This is a genomic window from Rahnella perminowiae (assembly GCF_019049755.1).
In the GTDB taxonomy this organism is placed as follows: domain Bacteria; phylum Pseudomonadota; class Gammaproteobacteria; order Enterobacterales; family Enterobacteriaceae; genus Rahnella; species Rahnella perminowiae.
Genome location: NZ_JAFMOS010000572.1, coordinates 1 through 21366 on the forward strand (window position 1 = coordinate 1; position 21366 = coordinate 21366).

3 protein-coding genes and 1 pseudogene are annotated in these 21366 nt (G+C 53.7%); all 4 read right to left on the minus strand.

Annotated elements, in window-relative coordinates:
* Positions 1–278, minus strand: a pseudogene (locus J1785_RS15550) (hypothetical protein); the annotation flags it as partial.
* 50 nt (positions 279–328) lie between these two features.
* Complete coding sequence (locus J1785_RS15555) at positions 329–19540, minus strand: Ig-like domain-containing protein (RefSeq protein ID WP_217219787.1); 19212 nt, start codon at positions 19538–19540, stop codon at positions 329–331.
* Between the two features lie 16 nt (positions 19541–19556).
* A complete protein-coding gene (locus J1785_RS15560) occupies positions 19557–20831 on the minus strand; it encodes an HlyD family type I secretion periplasmic adaptor subunit (RefSeq protein ID WP_217219788.1) in 1275 nt (424 codons plus the stop codon).
* Positions 20828–21366, minus strand: a 539-nt coding sequence (locus J1785_RS15565) for a TolC family protein (RefSeq protein ID WP_217219790.1), incomplete at its 5' end; no start/stop codon positions are given. The genes J1785_RS15560 and J1785_RS15565, both read right to left, overlap by 4 nt.

The following is a 21366-nucleotide window of genomic DNA, read 5'->3' on the forward strand; positions in this document are numbered from 1 at the left end:
CAAATGAGCCACTGCATTTCAGCAGTCAGCAGCAAAAGCGGCATGCTTTCATTAAGCAAATCATCTGGCTGGCTAAATTGCACTGCAGAAACTGACAACCCTAATGAAAGGAAATAATTTTTAATTTGTGTGTCATGTTCAACATCATTTTTATGATATTCGGTCAGTGATATTTCTTTATCACCTTCCCTAATTTCAATTTTAGCGCCGTAGTTTCGCGCAATATACGTTAATGCACCGGACAGCCCTAAATCATACTGTTCAAATTCAGCTTTCATGGTTTGTTACTCAAAAAACCTCTGCTGTACCCACAGCAGAGGCATGTTAATTACGGGTGATCGACCTGCTGATCATCATGTGTCGTATTATCAATAGGTGTGATTGTCATTATTTCAGCACTCATGACTGCAGCAGCCTGATCATGACTTACTGAATCGTTTGTATCGCTTTCAGGTTCATCCTGCATCGTTGCCATGAGCAGAGCCGACGACGTATCGACGGTAACGCTGTACTCGATCTGTTGTGTGTTACCGGCCTTGTCCACAATGCCCAATTGCAGTGAGTGCGTACCATCGGCAATGTCACTCATCTGTAATGACCAGTCCCCTTGTTCATCCACCTGAATATGGATGGCTTCACCGCCATCAATGCTCGCCGATACCGTCGCCCCGGCTTCACCCTGTCCGGCAATGTCGAGCGTATGACTTTCACTGCGCCATTCATCAGGCTGATCGCCTTCATTGTTAACCAGCCGGGCGTCAAAAGTGTCAATCTGCGTATCGATAATGAAATCAAAAGGTTCGCTGTGGCTAACGTTGCCTGCTACATCGGTCGTGGTTATCACTAATTGATACTCACCGTCTGTCAGAGGCTCAGGTGGCGTAAAGCTCCACTCGCCGTCATCACTTTTAAGCGCATCATAGTTGTTACCATTAACGTTAACCGTCACGCTGTCGGCATCGGCATCAACGTCAGTCAAAATAAAGCCTGGCGTGTTGTCATTCACAATGTGATCACCGCCGGTATCGGATTCCATCGCTGCCACAGGCACCGAGAGCGACTGGTCAATCGTCAGTTCAGTCACGGTGGTCTGACTGTTGCCCGCATCATCCGTCACCGTGACCGTTACCGGCCAGGTGCCTTCTGGCAGCGCATCCGGTAGCGTCAGGCTCCACCCGCCTTCTTCCCCCTGCACCGCGTTATAGGTCTGGCTGTTGATGGTCACGATAACCTGCGTAACATCCGCATCAATGTCCTGCAATACCAGTGTCGGCGTCGCGTTATTGGTGAGCATATCGCCCACGCTACCCGTGTCAGACATTCCGTCCAGCACCACCTCCGGTAATGACAGAGAGTGATCAATCTCCAGCATCACTGTCGCAGACTGGCTGTTACCGGCGGCATCCGTTGCGGTGACCATGACGGACCAGCGGCCTTCCGGCAGCGGTTCGGTAAATGTCAGGCTCCAGATGCCCTGACCACTTTGTAACGCGTTATAACTCTGTCCGTTTAGCGTAACCACAACCTGGGTGACATCACTTTCGATGTTTTGCAGCAACAGCGTCGGCATAGTGTTGCTGGTGATCATGTCGCCGATAATGCCACTGTCGGAGGCAATATCCAGCGTCAGGGCTGGCACCGCACGCATCTCATCAAAAGTCACGTCCGGGCTGATGTTACCCACCGCATCTTCAGCATGGAGGGTTACTTTCCCGCCATCAGGATAATTAAACACCGTGCTCCAGTTGCCGTTGCTGTCCGCAGTGACGCTGGCGATAACCTTCCCAGTTTCATCTTCAACCACTAACTTACTGCCCGCTTCAGCAGTCCCGGACATGACCCACAGACCACTACCGTCAATAAAGACCGAGGTGTCAACCACCGGCACAGCCGGTGCCTGGGTATCAATGGTGACATCGTGACTGATGATTTGGGTATTGCCTGCGGGATCTTCAATTTTAAAGCTCAGGGAATAATTCCCGTCAGCCAGCGGGGTCGGCTCCATTGCCCATGTGCCATCGGCAGCAACCATCACGGAAGCAACCGCTACACCCGCCAGGAATACGGTCACCGTCGAGCCAGCCTCCCCGCGACCAAAGAAGGTGACGTTTTGGTTGTTCAGCGCCCATTTGTCAGCGGTGGTGGATTTATTGTCTTCAACATTGACGCTGAATGCGTCAATGCGGGTATCAACAACAATCACCATGCTGGTTTCTTTCTCATTACCGGCTTTGTCGGTCGAATTGAATTTAATATTCAGTTCACCATCCTGAAGCACCATTTTATTGATGCTGGCCGTCCAGTTGCCATCTTCCCCGACCCAGAACTGATTAACCGTTAACCCGTTCACCGTGATGCTCAGGTAACTTCCGGCTTCGGCCTTCCCGGTCAGGGTGGCGTTGGTGGTGATATCCGTCAGATAAGTCACGTCCCCGACGGTGATTGTCTCAACAGGCTGACCGTTGATCGTCGTCAACACGATTGGCGTATCATTGACGGTATCGATGGTAAAATTACGGGACTCGGTCGACGCCGTATTCCCTGCCGCATCTGTTATTTCAAAACGAATAGAATGCGAACCATCGTCCAGATCCGCCGGCACGGTATAGGTTGAATTGATCGAACCCGGCGTAATTGTTTCTACATACTCACCATCAATGTAGACCGATACTGGCTGGTTTTTTTCGCCGGTGATATTAAAGGTCGGCCGGGTAAAACCGGTATAATAGTCGTTGGCATAGTAACCCCCGTCGTTGGCCATTCCCTGGATTTGAATGTCTGTCTCGGTATCAATCGTCACCAGGATACGGGCTGACTCGGCGGTATTTCCCGCCGCATCCTCTGCAATAACACGCACAGAGTATTCACCGTCATTCATGGTGTCGGGGTAGGTCCATGACCAGTTTCCGTCAGCGTCAGCGACTGTGGTTGCTACCATCACTTCATCAACCAAGATATTGATTGTCGCGCCCGCTTCCGCCGTCCCGTGGAAGGCAGGCGGGTTAATATTGGTGATATTGTCGCCCTTCGATGCGGAGTTAGTCTCATCATTAAGCGAAATGGTGGGATAATCGGTATGGCTGTCCAGCGTCACCGGATAATCTTCACCCGCCACAACATTCCCTGCGATATCGGTCAGGGTAGCCGAAATAATATATTCACCGTCTTCCCCCAGCACGACCGGCATATTCCAGTTACCTTCGGCATCAACCGACGCACGGCCGATAACCGCACCGTTCACCCGTATTGTAACCGTTGAGTTAATTTCCCCGGTCCCGGTCAGTTCCAGAGCACGGGAATTAATCAGCTCCGGTGGCGCAGTCATCTCGAACCCGCTCACCGCGGTATCAATCACCACAACGGAGGTGGCACTGGTGACGGTGTTTCCTGCCGCATCGGTGGAGATAAACGTCACGTTGTAGTTACCGTCCTCGCTTTCCGGCAAGGTATAACTGGCCAGCCCAGAGGCGTCAGCGACAACCGTGGCGACTTTCACCTCATTGACATAAATATCCACCGAAGCGCCCGGATCGGTCATGGCCGATAAGGTTGGCGTCTTATCGTTGGTCACCATATCACCGATATCGCCACTGTTGCTCTCACGGGCCAGCGCCACATCACTGATACTGTTATGCGTGTCACACTGAATAATAATGTCTTTTTGGACTTTGTTACCTGCACTGTCCTCAGCTATCGCAATGAACGTATTGGCCCCTTCACTCAGTTCAACGCTGTAACTCCACTGTCCGTCGTCTCCCACCGTTAATGTGGTCAGTACCGAGCCATCCTTTCCGTAAAGAGTCAGCACCGCACCGGCCTCGGCCACCCCTTCCAGATTCACCGTGGTTTTATTGGTGATCAGGTCGGTTGAACTGCTGCCCGTATCGTCACTTTCCCGCAGAGTAAGGGTCAGCGGAGAGATATAGGAGTCCAGAATAAGGGGCGTCGGGTCGATCTGCATCGTATTTCCCGCCAGATCATTGACGGTAAAAGCAATCTCATGCGAACCGTCGTTGCCAATGACAGGAAGCCTGACCGACCAGGTTCCGTCACTGGACGTCGAGGTTTCAATAACAAATTTGCCATCAACATAAATTTTAATTTTCGCCCCGGGCTCGGATATCCCGCTTACCGTCGGGGTGTTGTCGCTGATATAGCCTTCATCGGTCATGCCGGAAATCGACCATTCCAAAGGTTCTACGTGCGTATCGACCACCAGATTTGCACTGTCTGAAAGCAGCGCTTCCTGACTGTTCGGGTCGATAATGCTTGCCTGCAGGCTGTAAGTGCCTTCAGCCATTACCGGCAGCTCATAGCTGTAACGACCTGTGGAGTCACTTTGTGCTGCACCAACGGCCACGCCATTGATATAGAGCGTGACTGTCACGCCCGGCAGGGTAATCCCCGTGATCACGGGCTTCGTATTATTGGTGATAAAATCACCCAGTGAGCCGCTGTCTGTATCGTTGCTTAACATCACCGTCGGTGGATCAAGATCGACCACCGGAATAATGAAGTTAAAGGATGTTTCCGAGGAAATATTTCCGGCTTTATCTGTGGCCGTGACGGCAATCACGTGGTCCCCGGAAAGGAAGGAACTTGGCGGCGTCCAGGCCCAGGTCCCGTTTGCCGACACTGTGACACTGGCGACTGTCATGCCATCAATTTTAATCGACAGATTTGAGCCCGCCTCTGCCATGCCGCTGAATTCAGGTGCCAGCCCCAGCGCTTCATGGGAGTTATTGGCATCAGATTCCGTCAGCCCGATAGTCGGCGTGGCAACCAGCGTATCAATGACAAAATTCATACTTTGTTCGGTCGAGTTACCGGCGACGTCAGTGGCCCGCACACTAATCGTATACTGCCCGTCAGCCAGATCAGCCGCAGTGAAGCTCCAGCTGCCGTCCGCATTCGCCTGCTGCTCAACGTTCTGCATGACTGTCCCGCTATTGTCTTTGATACTGATGACTATCTGCGCATGGCTTTCGGTGTTGCCTGAAAAAGTCGGGGACACATCGTTGGTCAGATGATCAGTGTGTGAAACGCCGGTATCTGACGCCGGATCCATTTCCATCGACAAGGCGATCTGCGTATCTATCACGAAACTGATACTGTTTTCAGCCTGGTTACCCGCGTTGTCGGTCATGATGACCGTGGCGGTATACTCTCCATCCGGCAGGTTATTGGGGCGAACGGTCCACTGGTCAGCGCTATTCATGGTGGCGATGTAGCTCGTACCATTAATGTTCACCCTGATCGCATCAACATCATCCGGTACGTTGCTGATCACAAAGACAGGCTGAGGATCGTTGGTAATATTATCTGACGCAGAGCTACCTGAATCACTGTCCGTGCTCAGATCGATCACCGGCGTTGGAATTTGCGTATCAACCGTGAACGTCAGATCATCCGTCACATGGTTACCCGCAATATCAACCCATTCGACCTGCAGGGTATAGCTGCCATCGGCAAGGCTTTCTGCCGTATATATCCAGCGTCCATCCTGTTGCTCTACATTGACCGTAATACCGTTAAGCGTGGCCCGGACTGAAACCAGCGGTTCCGCTGCCGTAATTTCAAATCTCGGTGCGGTGACATTGGTCAGGTTATCGGTCACATTGCTGCCGGTATCATCGAGCAGCACCAGCCCCGGTGACTGCACGGTGGTATCGACGACAAAACTGTAGGTCGTTGAACTGGTATTGCCGGCTTTATCGGTGAAGCTGACCACGGCGGAATAGGTTCCGTCTGCCAGACTTTGCGGGACATCCCAGCCCCCCGCCTGCGGCTCGATTTGCCATGTTTCTCCGCCCAGCGTCACGCTGACCTGATAAATATCTTCAGGCATGTCGCTGATGATCAAACGAGGTTGCGCAACATTCGTGATGTTATCGCTCTTATCACCACTGTTGTCGGCGTCACTCAGCGAGACAACCGGTGAAGGGCAAACCGTATCGATAACGAAGTTTAACGAGCCTGATCGCGTATTCCCGGCCTGATCTTCGATTCTTACTTCTGCCACATAGTTGCCATCACTCAGCGCATCGGCATCCGGGATCTGGCATACCCATGTTCCGTCCACGCGGCTTGCCGGATAAGATTTGCCATTGAGCAAGACCACTACGGACCAGACATCGCTATCCACGTTGGATATTTCAAATTTCGGCGTGGCATCATTTGTCAGATTGTCGTTAGTGAGGTAACCGCTGTCACTGATCAGATCAATCAGTGGCATATTCAGTGTCGTATCCACCGTAAAGTCGAGCGTAGTCTGGGCGGTATTACCGGCTTTATCGGTCACCGATACCACGATGTTGTGTACCCCATCAGTGAGCACCGGCGTAGTGAATAACCATTTACCTGAACTGTCTTTCAGAATGGACGTCTGCGTACCGTTATCTAACGCCACCAGAACGGTGGTGACATCTTCAGGCACCGCAATATCAAAGGTTGGCATATTCTGCGTTGTGCAGTTGTCATTATCTGAGCGACCGGTGTCATCACCGGCAGCAAAATCTACACTCACCGATGTTTGTGTATCGACGTTGAAGATGATGGAAGACTCTGCGGTATTACCGGCATTATCCGTCAGCTCCACCTCAAGGGTGTAGCTGCCATCCTGCAGCGAGGCTGGCGGCTTAAAGCTCACCGGCGACAGTGACAGGTCGATCTCGTAACGTTGCCCGTCGAGGACTGCCACCATACTGTGCGCATCCGCAGGAATGCCCTGGAACAGAAAGACCGGCTGAGTATTACGGGTATAGTTATCCACGCTGCTGTTGCCTGAATCATCCTCATCACGTAAATCGATGGTGACCGGCATGAGCGTGGTATCTACAACAAAATCAACCTGCTGAGATGCCCTATTCCCTGCGGCATCAATGACCTGAACGTTGATCGCGTGCGCGCCATCTGAGAGTTCAGCCGGACAGGAGAAGATCCACTCGCCGTTAGTTTTGGTCAGTTCAACCGGCGTGGTGCCATCCAGAGAAACATAAACGTGTGAAACATCGTCAGAGACCTGAATAGTAAAATCAGGACGGGAATCGTATGTCAGGTGATCGTTGTCAGCGTAACCGGTGTCAGCAGACATCTGGATACTGTCAATTTGTACGTAGGTATCGATGACAAAGGTCATCGACTCCGTACTCTGATTACCCGCTTTATCGGTCACGAGGGTGCTTAACGTATACGTACCTGCCGCGAGTTCCGGTGCGGCCCAGTGCCAGGCATCCTGCGGATCTTTGCTCACCTCATAGGTCGTGCCATTAAGCACTACCTGAACTTTGTAGACGTCTGCATCAATATTGGTGAAGGTGAATTCAGGGGATCGGTTATTGGTGAGGTGATCGGTCTGGCTGTCACCCGTATCCGATTGCTCATCCATTGTAATGATGGCTTTCGCGACCGTGGTGTCGACCGTAAAGGTAAAATCTTTGCTGCTGGTATTACCGGCACGGTCATGCAGATTGACGGACAGTGTGTAGGTTCCGTCATTTAGTACCTGGTCTGGTGTGAATGTCCAGTTTCCGGTCCCGTCTGCATAAATTTGGGTGGTTTTACCATTGAGAACAACGCTCATACCGGTGACGTCATCATCAATGTTTGTGATAACAAATCCCGGGCGATTTTTGCCCGTCAGATGGTCATTCGTATCATAACCGGTATCATCGCCGGTCACGAAAGAAACCACGGGTTGCGATAACTGGTTATCAAACGTAATGGTTTTAGTCGATGTTGTCTGGTTGCCCGCCACATCAGTCACATTGACTGTCAGGGTGTAATCTCCCGGGGTAGTCAATACCGGGGACGTGACTGACCATATCCCCGTGGCCGTTTGCGTGACATTGCAGGCAATGCCATTAATGGTTGCCGTCATGGTGACTACGTCGTCCGAGGTGGCGACGTTAAAATGCGGCTGTCCGGCATTGGTAATACTGTCGGTAGAAGAATCCCCTGTGTCGTTGAGCAATGTGATGTTGTCGATAGAGACTGAAGTATCAATAACGAAGCTGAACGAGGTGGTACGCTGATTACCCGCATTATCCGTGACAACCGCTAAAAGCTGGTATTCGCCGTCATCCAGTGCGACCGGAGGCATAAATACCCAGCTGCCATCGGACTGAGGTGTCACGGAATAACTGGCACCATTGAGACTTACGGTAATACCGAATACATCTTCCGGTACTCCTGTCAGGCTGAAGCGCGGGGTAGTCACATGCGTAATGTTATCGTCAACGGTACCGGAGTCGTCCTGATTCAGCATATCCACACCCAGCGGTTCAAGCGTGGTATCCACAGCAAAAATCTGGTCCCTCTGCGCGGTGTTTCCGGCCTTATCCGTTACCGTGACCTGCAGTGTATGCTCGCCATCGCTTAACCCGTCAGGCAGATTGATAACCCAGCCGCCTTCACTGTTGGTAGCCTGGATTGCTGCACCACCATCGACTGATACCGCCACGGTTTGTGCATCTGCCGGGGCGGAAAGGGTAAATGTCGGGCCGGTGACATTCGTCAGCCAGTCATTGAGTACACCGGTGTCATCATTGAGTGCAATACCCTCAACGCTTGTCACGGTATCAATCTGCAGCGGCGTGGTAATGATTTTTTCATTACCCGCATCATCCGTCACCGTTAACTGCACGGTATACGAGCCATCTGCCAGTGCTTCAGGCAGCGTGAAAGTGCCCGCGCCCTGTGAAATGGTCACAGGCCAGCTTTTGCCATTAAGCGATATCACCACGCTGACCACATCCGCATCAATATTGCCAATAGCGAACGTCGGGCGGGTATTATTCGTCAGGTTATCCGTATTACTGAAACCGGAATCATCTTCACTGTTAAGGGCCAACGTTGGCACTGACAGCTGGCTGTCGATGGTGAAATCCAGTGAGTTGGCGCTGCTGTTACCGGCCAGATCAGTGACCGTCACTGACAGGCTATGGTTACCGTCCCCGAGCGCGGATGGCACCGTAAAGTGCCACTGCCCGGCGGCATCCTGCACCGCCGTCTGTGCTACACCGCCGTCCACGCTGACCATCACCGTCGCGGCGTCGCTGTCGGTAACAATCGCAAAGCCCGGCGTGGTGTCGTTGGTCTGGTTATCCCCTGATGTACCGGTATCATCACTTAGCGTAATGACCGGTGCATTAATCGCCGTATCAACGGTCATATTCAGTGCCACGGAAGTGGCGGTATTACCTGCATTGTCAGTTACCCGCACCTGCACACTGTAATCGCCGTCTGCCAGTACCGGGGCGGTAAAGCCCCAGAGGCCGCCCTCTTTGGTCGCCGGATAGGCCGTGCCGTTGATCAGAACTTCTGCGGTCACCACGTCGGCATCGATACTGCTCAACACAAAGGCCGGGGTGGTATCGCGGGTAATATTATCTGTCGAATACCTGCCACTGTCGGATGCTTCAGCCAGATCAATCACGGGGACGGTCAGTTGGGTATCCACCGTAAAGCTGACCGGGCTGGATGCCGTATTGCCTGCGACATCGGTAATCACTGCGGTTGCCGTATAAACACCGTCTGCCAGAGAAACCGGCAGCGTAAAACTGTTCCCGTTGCTGAGATCAATGATGTATTCAGCCCCGTTACTGAGCACCAGTGTCAGGCTGGCCATATCTGCCGCAATATTACTGAAGGTAAACGTCGGGGTGGCATCATGTGTCACGCCGTCGCTGTTGCTGGCACCTGTATCAGACCCGGCGTTTAGTACAAGCGTGACCGGTGCAACAGCAGTGTCCACCGTCACGTCAAGCGACCCGGAAGTGGCCACGTTGCCCGCGTCGTCGGTCACCCGCACCTGCACGCTGTAGTCACCGTCGGCGAGTTCCGGCGCGGTAAAGCCCCAGATCCCGCCGGTCTGCGTGGCCGGATACACGGTGCCGTTGATCAGCACCTCGACCCTCACCGCGTCCGCATCAATCTGGCTCAGGGTAAAGGCCGGGGTGGCGTTGTTGGTGATGTTATCGGTCATATCCGCGCCGCTGTCGGACGCATCGGTCAGGTCGATAACCGGCACACTCAGCGTCGTGTCCACGGTAAAGGCAAAAGGTTCGCCGGACGTGCTGTTACCGGCAGTATCCGTGACCGTCACCACCAGGTTATGTTCGCCGTCAGCGAGGGCCGACGCTACAGTAAAGTGCCACTGCCCTTCGCTGTCCCGCACCGCCGCCTGCGCCGCGCCGCCGTCCACGCTGACCATCACGGTGACAACATCACTGTCGGTCACGATCGCAAAGCCCGGCGTGGTGTCATTGGTCTGGTTGTCGCCCGCCGTGCCGGTGTCGTCACTCAGCGTGATAACCGGGGCAGAAATGGTCGTATCGACCGTCACGTTCAGCGCCGCCGAGGTCGCGGTGTTACCCGCGTCGTCGGTCACCCGCACCTGCACGCTGTGCCCACCGTCCGCCAGCTCCGGCGCGGTAAAGCTCCAGACATCGCCCTCTTTTGTCGCCGGGTAGGCCGTGCCGTCGATCAGCACGCTCACCGTCACCGCGTCCGCGTCGATGTTGCTCAGGGTAAAGGCCGGGGTGCCGTTATTGGTAATGTTGTCGGTGGTGCTGGCACCGGTATCTGAACCGTCAGTCAGGTCGATAACCGGCAGGCTCAGCGTGGTGTCCACGGTAAAGGCGAATGCCTCGCCGGCAATGCTGTTACCGGCAGTATCCGTGACCGTCACCACCAGGTTATGCTCGCCGTCAGCCAGTGCCGACGGTACAGTAAAGTGCCACTGCCCTTCGCTGTCCTGCACCGCCGCCTGCGCCGCGCCGCCGTCCACGCTGACCGTGACCGTTACCACATCACTGTCGGTCGCGATCGCAAAGCCCGGCGTGGTGTCATTGGTCTGGTTATCCCCCGCCACGCCGGTGTCGTCGCTCAGGGTAATCAGCGGTGCGGATATGGCGGTGTCCACCGTCACGTCCAGCGCCCCGGAAGTCGCCACGTTGCCCGCGTCGTCGGTGACCCGCACCTGCACAGCATAGTCACCGTCGGTCAGTTCCGGCGCGGTAAAGCCCCATATCCCGCCGGTCTGCGTGGCCGGATACACGGTGCCGTTGATCAGCACCTCGACCCTCACCGCGTCGGCGTCAATCTGGCTCAGGGTAAAGGCCGGGGTGGCGTTGTTGGTGATGTTATCGGTCATATCCGCGCCGCTGTCGGACGCATCGGCCAGATCGATAACCGGCACGCTCAGCGTGGTGTCCACGGTAAAGGCGAATGCCTCGCCGGATATGCTGTTACCGGCAGTATCCGTGACCGTCACCACCAGGTGGTGTTCGCCGTCAGCCAGTGCCGACGGTACAGTAAAGTGCCACTGCCCTTCTCTGTCCCGCACCGCCGCCTGCGCCGCGCCGCCGTCAATGCTGACCGTGACCGTTACCACATCACTGTCGGTCGCGATCGCAAAGCCCGGCGTGGTGTCGTTGGTCTGATTATCGCCCGCCACGCCGGTGTCGTCGCTCAGGGTGACTACCGGCGCAGAAATCGCGGTGTCCACCGTCACGTCCAGCGACCCGGAAGTGGCCACGTTGCCCGCGTCGTCGGTGACCCGCACCTGCACGCTGTAGTCACCGTCGGTCAGTTCCGGCGCGGTAAAGCCCCAGATCCCGCCGGTCTGCGTGGCCGGATACACGGTGCCGTTGATCAGCACCTCGACCGTCACCGCGTCCGCGTCAACGTTGCTCAGGGTAAAGGCAGGAGTAGTGTTATTGGTGATGTTATCGGTCATATCCGCGCCGCTGTCGGACGCATCGGTCAGATCGATAACCGGCACGCTCAGCGTGGTATCCACGGTAAAGGCAAAAGGCTCGCCGGACGTGCTGTTACCGGCAGTATCCGTCACCGTCACCACCAGGTTATGTTCGCCGTCAGCGAGGGCCGCCGGCACAGTAAAGTGCCACTGCCCTTCGCTGTCCCGCACCGCCGCCTGCGCCGCGCCGCCGTCAATGCTGACCAGCACCGTCACCACGTCCGCGTCGGTCGCGATCGCAAAGCCCGGCGTGGTGTCATTGGTCTGGTTATCGCCCGCCACGCCGGTGTCGTCGCTCAGGGTGACCCCCGGCGCGGATATGGCAGTATCCACCGTTACGTCCAGCGCCCCGGAAGTGGCCACGTTGCCCGCGTCGTCGGTGACCCGCACCTGCACAGCATAGTCACCGTCGGTCAGTTCCGGCGCGGTAAAACCCCAGATCCCGCCGGTCTGCGTGGCCGGATACACGGTGCCGTCGATCAGCACCTCAACCGTCACCGCGTCGGCGTCAACGTTGCTCAGGGTAAAGGCCGGAGTAGTGTTATTGGTGATGTTGTCGGTCATATCCGCGCCGCTGTCGGACGCATCGGTCAGATCGATAACCGGCAGGCTCAGCGTGGTGTCCACGGTAAAGGCGAATGCCTCACCGGACGTACTGTTACCGGCAGTATCCGTCACCGTCACCACCAGGTTATGTTCGCCGTCAGCCAGTGCCGACGGTACAGTAAAGTGCCACTGCCCGGCGCTGTCCCGCACCGCCGCCATGTCCGCGCCGCCGTCAATGCTGACCGTGACCGTTACCACATCACTGTCGGTCGCGATCGCAAAGCCCGGCGTGGTGTCATTGGTCTGGTTATCCCCCGCCACGCCGGTGTCGTCGCTCAGGGTGACTCCCGGCGCTGATATGGCGGTGTCCACCGTCACGTCCAGCGCCCCGGAGGTCGCGACGTTGCCCGCGTCGTCGGTGACCCGCACCTGTACGTTGTAGTCACCGTCGGCGAGTTCCGGCGCGGTAAAGCTCCAGCTATCCCCGGTCTGCGTGGCCGGATACACGGTGCCGTTGATCAGCACCTCGACCGTCACCGCGTCCGCGTCAATCTGGCTCAGGGTAAAGGCCGGGGTAGTGTTATTGGTGATGTTGTCGGTCATATCCGCGCCGCTGTCGGACGCATCGGTCAGATCGATAACCGGCACGCTCAGCGTGGTGTCCACGGTAAAGGCGAATGCCTCGCCGGATATGCTGTTACCGGCAGTATCCGTGACCGTCACCACCAGGTTGTGTTCGCCGTCAGCCAGTGCCGACGGTACAGTAAAGTGCCACTGCCCTTCGCTGTCCCGCACCGCCGCCTGCGCCGCGCCGCCGTCAATGCTGACCGTGACCGTTACCACATCACTGTCGGTCGCGATCGCAAAGCCCGGCGTGGTGTCGTTGGTCTGATTATCGCCCGCCACGCCGGTGTCGTCGCTCAGGGTGACTACTGGCGCAGAAATCGCGGTGTCCACCGTCACGTCCAGCGCCCCGGAGGTCGCCACGTTGCCCGCGTCGTCGGTCACCCGCACCTGCACGCTGTAGTCACCGTCCGTCAGTTCTGGGGCGGTAAAGCCCCATATCCCGCCGGTCTGCGTGGCCGGATACACGGTGCCGTTGATCAGCACCTCGACCGTCACCGCGTCGGCGTCAATCTGGCTCAGGGTAAAAGCCGGGGTGGCGTTGTTGGTGATGTTATCGGTCATATCCGCGCCGCTGTCGGACGCATCGGCCAGGTCGATAACCGGCAGGCTCAGCGTGGTGTCAACGGTAAAGGCAAAAGGCTCGCCGGACGTGCTGTTACCGGCAGTATCCGTGACCGTCACCACCAGGTTATGCTCGCCGTCAGCGAGGGCGGCAGGCACCGCAAAGTGCCACTGCCCTTCGCTGTCCCGCACCGCCGCCTGCGCCGCGCCGCCGTCCACGCTGACCAGCACCGTCACCACGTCCGTGTCGGTCGCGATCGCAAAGCCCGGCGTGGTGTCATTGGTCTGATTATCGCCCGCCACGCCGGTGTCGTCGCTCAGGGTGACTACTGGCGCAGAAATCGCGGTGTCCACCGTCACGTCCAGCGCCCCGGAAGTGGCCACGTTGCCCGCGTCGTCGGTGACCCGCACCTGCACAGCATAGTCACCGTCCGTCAGTTCCGGGGCGGTAAAGCCCCATATCCCGCCGGTCTGCGTGGCCGGATACACGATGCCGTTGATCAGCACCTCGACCGTCACCGCATCCGCGTCAATCTGGCTCAGGGTAAAGGCCGGGGTAGTGTTATTGGTAATGTTATCGGTCATATCCGCACCGCTGTCGGACGCATCGGTCAGATCGATAACCGGCAGGCTCAGCGTGGTATCCACGGTAAAGGCAAAAGGCTCGCCGGACGTGCGGTTACCGGCAGTATCCGTGACCGTCACCACCAGGTTATGTTCGCCGTCAGCCAGTGCCGACGGTACAGTAAAGTGCCACTGCCCGGCGCTGTCCCGCACCGCCGCCTGCGCCGCGCCGCCGTCAATGCTGACCGTGACCGTTACCACATCACTGTCGGTCGCGATCGCAAAGCCCGGCGTGGTGTCATTGGTCTGGTTGTCGCCCGCCACGCCGGTGTCGTCGCTCAGGGTGACTACTGGCGCAGAAATCGCGGTGTCCACCGTCACGTCAAGCGCCACGGAGGTCGCGACGTTGCCCGCGTCGTCGGTGACCCGCACCTGTACGCTGTAGTTACCGTCGGCGAGTTCCGGCGCGGTGAAGCTCCAGACATCGCCCTCTTTGGTGGCCGGATACACGGTGCCGTTGATCAGTACCTCGACCGTCACCGCGTCGGCGTCAACGTTGCTCAGGGTAAAGGCCGGGGTGGCGTTATTGGTGATGTTGTCGGTGGTGCTCGCACCGGTATCCGATCCGTCATTCAGGTCGATAACCGGCACGCTCAGCGTCGTGTCCACGGTAAAGGCGAATGCCTCACCGGACGTGCTGTTACCGGCAGTATCCGTCACCGTCACCACCAGGTTATGTCCGCCGTCAGCCAGTGCCGACGGTACAGTAAAGTGCCACTGCCCTTCGCTGTCCCGCACCGCCGCCTGCGCCGCGCCGCCGTCCACGCTGACCAGCACCGTCACCACGTCCGCGTCGGTCGCGATCGCAAAGCCCGGCGTGGTGTCGTTGGTCTGGTTATCCCCCGCCACACCGGTGTCGTCGCTCAGGGTAACACCCGGCGCGGATATGGCAGTATCCACCGTCACGTCCAGCGCCCCGGAAGTGGCCACGTTGCCCGCGTCGTCGGTCACCCGCACCTGCACAGCATAGTTGCCGTCCGTCAGTTCCGGCGCGGTAAAACTCCAGCTATCCCCGGTCTGCGTGGCCGGGTAGGACGTGCCGTTGATCAGCACCTCGACCGTCACCGCGTCCGCGTCAATCTGGCTCAGCGCAAAGGCCGGAGTAGTGTTATTGGTGATGTTATCGGTGGTGCCGGCACCGGTATCTGAACCGTCGGTCAGATCGATAACCGGCACGCTCAGCGTCGTGTCCACGGTAAAGGCAAAAGGTTCGCCGGACGTGCTGTTACCGGCAGTATCCGTCACCGTCACCACCAGGTTATGTTCGCCGTCAGTGAGGGCGGCAGGCACCGCAAAGTGCCACTGCCCGGCGCTGTCCCGCACCGCCGCCATGTCCGCGCCGCCGTCCACGCTGACCAGCACCGTCACCACGTCCGCGTCGGTCGCGATCGCAAAGCCCGGCGTGGTGTCATTGGTCTGGTTGTCGCCCGCCGTGCCGGTGTCGTCACTCAGGGTGACAACTGGCGCAGAAATCGCGGTGTCCACCGTCACGTCCAGCGCCCCGGAGGTCGCCACGTTGCCCGCGTCGTCGGTGACCCGTACCTGCACAGCATAGTCACCGTCCGTCAGTTCCGGCGCGGTAAAGCCCCAGATCCCGCCGGTCTGCGTGGCCGGATACACGGTGCCGTTGATCAGCACCTCGACCGTCACCGCGTCCGCGTCAATGTTGCTCAGGGTAAAGGCCGGGGTAGCGTTGTTGGTGATGTTATCGGTGGTGCCGGCACCGGTATCTGAACCGTCGGTCAGATCGATAACCGGCAGGCTCAGCGTGGTGTCCACGGTAAAGGCAAAGGCCTCACCGGACGTGCTGTTACCGGCAGTATCGGTCACCGTCACCACCAGGTTGTGTTCGCCGTCAGCGAGGGCGGCAGGCACCGCAAAGTGCCACTGCCCTTCGCTGTCCCGCACCGCCGCCTGCGTTGCGCCGCCGTCCACGCTGACCATCACGGTCACCACGTCCGCGTCGGTCGCGATCGCAAAGCCCGGCGTGGTGTCATTGGTCTGGTTGTCGCCCGCCACGCCGGTGTCGTCACTCAGGGTGATAACCGGGGCAGAAATGGTCGTATCGACCGTCACGTTCAGCGCCGCCGAGGTCGCACTATTACCCGCAAGATCGGTAACAGTGGCAGTAATGGTATGAATGCCATCCGCAAGTTCAACAGGGCAAACGAGTGACCAGACGCCATTATTCAGACTTGCCGGGTAGTCAGTGCCATCAATGTTAATCAGAACATGTGTGACATCACTATCAACACTATTGAGTACGAAAATAGGACTTTTAGTATTCGTAATATTATCTGTGGCTGAAGCTCCGGAATCGGATTCATTCAGCAGGTCTACAGAAGGTATATTCAGGGATGTATCGATAGTGACATGGATTTTTTCGGAGGTAGCAATGTTGCCCGCAACATCAACGACACTCACATGAAAGGCATAGCTGCCTTCCGGCAGAGATTGTGGATAGGTAAATTGCCATTGGCCTTTTGCATCAGCACTGGCTTTACCCGCTATGTTGCCGTCGCAGTATAATGTGATACTGGCAAAAGGTTCCGCCGTACCCGCGAATGACGGTAAATTAACGCTGGTAATATGGTCATCCGGATTGTCACCACTGTCACTTAATAAATCGATAGTAGGAATATCAGTATGTAAGTCGATAATAAGTGGGATAGAAACCGAGTTCGCGCTATTACCTGCAATATCGACTGCCGTAACCATGACGTTATATTCGCCTTCGGCTAAGGTTTTATCTGCCGGGATACGGAAACTCCAGTTACCATTTTTATCCGCAATAGCACTGCCATAATAGGTGCCATTTATCATCAGGCTGATTTCAGCTCCGGCTTCCGCTACACCTTTGAATAATGGCTGCGGGTCTTTAGTAATCCCATCTGTATGTGTAATACCGGTATCAGAATCAGCATCCAGCATGATAGTAGGTGTTGAAGTGACGGTATCAATAATAAGTTCATACGTTGAACTGGAAATATTGCCGACTTCATCCATGGCGATGATCTCAACACTATAATTATCATCGGCCAGGCCAGGGTTGGGATTTATTTCGAAAGACCAGTGCCCCTCTTCATCAGCGGTCGTTTTCCCCATTTCCTTGCCATCAAGCATGAGGGTAATTGTGACGTATTTTTCAGCAACCCCTGTTACCCGTAAATTATCATTATGGTTGGTAATCCAGTCATTTTGGCTGGATCCTGTATCATCATCGGTATCCAATGCAGCAACAGGCTTTTGAGTCAGGGTATCGACAGAGAATATGTATTCCTCTGAAGGAAGCGAGACGTTACCCGCGATATCCTGAGCCTCCACCACTATTTTATGTTCACCCTCTTTCAACCCCGGTGCGACATCAACTGACCACGTTCCTTCAGCAGTGACCGTCACAGTGGCGTATTTTTTGCCATCAATATAAACGCTGACATGACTCCCCGCCTCGCCAGTTCCCACTAAAAGAGGTGTCGTATCATTTGTCAGGGTGGCACCAGATTGTGAGATAACATAATCGTCAAGGGCAATAGTCGGCGTTACAGGTGCGATGGTATCTATCGTGTAGCTAAAATCATAATCCTGCGCATTACCCGCAAGATCCACGACGGTGATAATAAGCTGATTTACCCCTTCTGCGGATTCGCCAGAGAATCTGAAGGTATAATTTCCGCTTTGAGAAGCGTCGGTTTCAAGGGTTTCCCCCGTGGTCGTATTGGTAATGGTGATATGGCTGAATGAGTCTGTTTTACCCGTAAATATCGGGCTGGCAACATTCGTATAATTATCGGCAGCATTGCCACTGTCACTGCCCGCTTCGATCTGAATAGAAAATGCATCGATATTGGTGTCAATTTCAATATCAATCGCATTCGATGCTGTGTTACCGGCACGGTCCGAGGCAATGACCTGAACGTTATAGGTGCCGTCCATAAGAATAACATTACTGTCGAGGGTATAACTCCAGTCACCTTTGCTATCAGCGGTAACATCAGCGATTTTATATCCGTTAACATACAACTCTACAACAGAGTCCGGTTCGGCTTTACCGCGAAAACCAGGCGTGACATCATTTGTTATTTTGTCATCAGAATAAAGGCCGGTATCACTGCTTTCATCAAGAATAATGGTGGGCGTTTCAGGGGGAATGGTATCAAGCGTAATAATACCTGTTGTACTGGCACTATTATCCGCTTTATCAGTCGCCACTACCGTAATATCATTAATGCCTTCCTGAAGTTCATTTCCGCTAAACTGATATGACCAGTTACCTTCAGCGTCCGTTTTTACGGTCGTCAGTAAAATATCATTGATATAAATATCAATGCTCACACCGGCTTCAGCCGTACCTATAATTTTGGCATTGGTAAAGCGCGTTAAGTTTTCATCAGGGATCTGATCTTCTACTGGAATAGAATATTGTGAACTCAGTTCAAAGGTAGGAATTTCTGTCACGGTATCGATGGTAACCAGAATTTTAGCACTACCGCTTCCACCCTGGCCATCCTCAACATCGGCCTGGATCGTATGCTGACCATCCGGGAGTTCTGAGGCAACATCAGCAACAAAATTCCCCATGTTGTCTGATTGTACAACTGCCACAACAATCCCATCAATTTTTAAGATAATGTTTGCATTAGGCGCGGTCGAGCCGATAAATGAAGGGGATGCGATATTGGTGATATTGTCATTTTTTGTACCACTGTCACTTTTGTCATCAAGCTTTAAAGAAATATCAACCGGCTTAACAATAACTTCATCGCCCGTCTTTTCAGACGTTTTGCTACTTGAAGAAGAAGATGAGGAATTATTATCTTCCAGTTTAAGCCGCTCTGACTCTGCAACGCCTTCTTCATCATATTTTTTCTTTTTGAAGGATGCGGCCTCCTGTTCTTCGCCGGATTCATTAGAAACGCCGCTGCCATTGGTGGAAACTTTATTTTTAGCTTTATTATCCAGGAATTCCTGCAATTGTTGTTCAACTTCATTGGCCGCTTTTCGGGCTTCTTCCGCTTCTGCGCGTAAACCTTCAGCTTCTTTCCTGAGTTTATCCGCCTCTTTGTTAACCTCTTCGAGACGGTTTACCTCTTCTTCTGTTTTCGTATCGGCATTTTCTTTGATGACGCGCGCCTGCCGGTCTTCCGATAATGATGAATCAAGTCGTTCCAGCTCTAAATTACTCAGATCAATGGATTTAAGGAGATTTTGCCCGGAAATATCACCATCAGTAAAAGAAAACACCACTTTACTGTGTTCAAGACTCGAATATAAAGCACCGTTGACAATATTTACGGTTGTACCATCGGAAAAAATAAACTTTAAATCGGTACCACTAATGATGAAATGCGCCTGTTCTTTATTGCCAAACTGTTTTAAATCGACAACTGAGCTGTCATTGATGAATATTGTTTTGTTAGCCATTTTTTAATCCTTTCAATTATAATTCAGGCGCATTACGTTGTGCAGGGGATAAAGGTTCAGAAAACATTTGCCTCATCCCTTTAGTCAGTGGTGACATGAGATATTTCATAATGCTGTGCCGGCCGGTAATGATATTTGCGTCCACCGTCATACCGGGCATTATTTTAATTAAGTCCTGAGGGGGTATTTCAAATTTTACAATGACTTTGTAGTATCGGATCATAGAACCGTTGACAGACTCCTCATAGGAATCAGGACTGATCTGTTCAATAGTCCCTTTATAGGGTTTGGTGCCCGACATCATAAAGGACAGGACATTGATATTGACCTTGCCCCCAATGAACACCTGATCACGATCTTTAGGCATCACTTTGACTTCTGCCTGCATCAGGGTTGAAAAAGGTTTTATTTCGAACAAAGCATCCGCCGGCTGTATGACGCCGCCTTTCGTAGATGCGCTTTTATTTATCTGATAGATGACGCCATCAATCGGAGATTTAACATTCGTCTCCTGTAACTGACGTGATAATATTTTAATCGTCGACTCACACATCGCCAGTTCTTTCTGAGCTTCGGCAAGATCTTTCGAAAGTGAATTACGCAGTTCATAGTCTGCGTTATTCATTTCACTGTTAATGAAATCAACTTCATCTTTTTTTGATGAAATCTGGTTATCCAGGTCAATCAGCTCAGAATTCAGCCGCACTGCGGACTGTTTTTTATCTAACAGGTTGGTGTAGGAGCTGATGCCTTTTTTGACCAGAGGAGACAGAATATTAATTTCTTCCTGCAGCAACCCCAGTTCACTCTTCTTACTGATTTTTGCCACATTCAGTCCATTGATATCTGAAGACAGTCCGGTAATTTTGACTTCCTTAGTTCTGATCTGGCTCTTCACCATCTGAATATTACTGATAATGTCTTTATTGATCAGATCGCTTACGTTAAGCGCAGTGATTTTATTTTCACTGGATAACACCTTGGTGAGTTCTTCAATACTTTTTTTCAAATATTCAGATTGGGTAAAGTAGCGGTCATATTCTTTCTGCACATCCAGGTTTGAGACCCTGGCGAGAATCTGGCCTTTTTTAATGACATCACGTTCGGAGACAAAAATCTCCTCTATTGTCCCACCTTTAGAAAGGGAAACGATTTGAGTATTATCTTTCGTGGCAATAATACCCTGCCCATGTACAACGGAGTTTACTTTTACCAAACTGAAAAGAATAATGATCAGGAACGTCATGATCATTATGACCATCATCAGATGGTCACTTTGTTTTCTGTTCATCGCAAAAGAGACCTTGATCCCGGTTTTATGACATCATTTTGCAGTTGCAATACTTTGAGCAAAGTCGAAATCTGCGACATCTGTTCAAGCTTGGACTGGTAGATGCCGTACGTCGATTCAATCATGGATATGTGAGCCTGGAAAAGTTCATTGCGACTGGAAATAACATCCAGCAATGATTTTTGCCCAAGGTTGAATTCTTCTTTGTATAACTCCGTCATTTTACCGGCGTTATCATAGGAGCGCTTTGCAATATCAAGGGCTTCCAGATTGGAGCGATATTTCGACAATGACACATCAATGCTATTGCGAGTTTTTAAAATAAAATCATCTGCTTCCAGTTTTGACTGACCATAGCGGGCAGCAAACTTGCTTTCTTCTGACTGATTTTTGAAACCATTGAAGATATTGAATCCTATTTTCACGCCAACTCTAACTTCATCTCGATAATCTTCCGGCTCAGCATCTGCGGAAGGATTATTGTCGGTATAGTTGATGTTCGCATCTATCGTCGGATAGTTAGCAGCTTTAGCTG

What these genes read in the sequence shown, in the direction of transcription:
- J1785_RS15555 (WP_217219787.1), bottom strand. Translation starts at nt 19,540, where the DNA reads ATGGCTAACAAAACAATATTCATCAATGACAGCTCAGTTGTCGATTTA.
- J1785_RS15560 (WP_217219788.1), bottom strand. Translation starts at nt 20,831, where the DNA reads ATGAACAGAAAACAAAGTGACCATCTGATGATGGTCATAATGATCATG.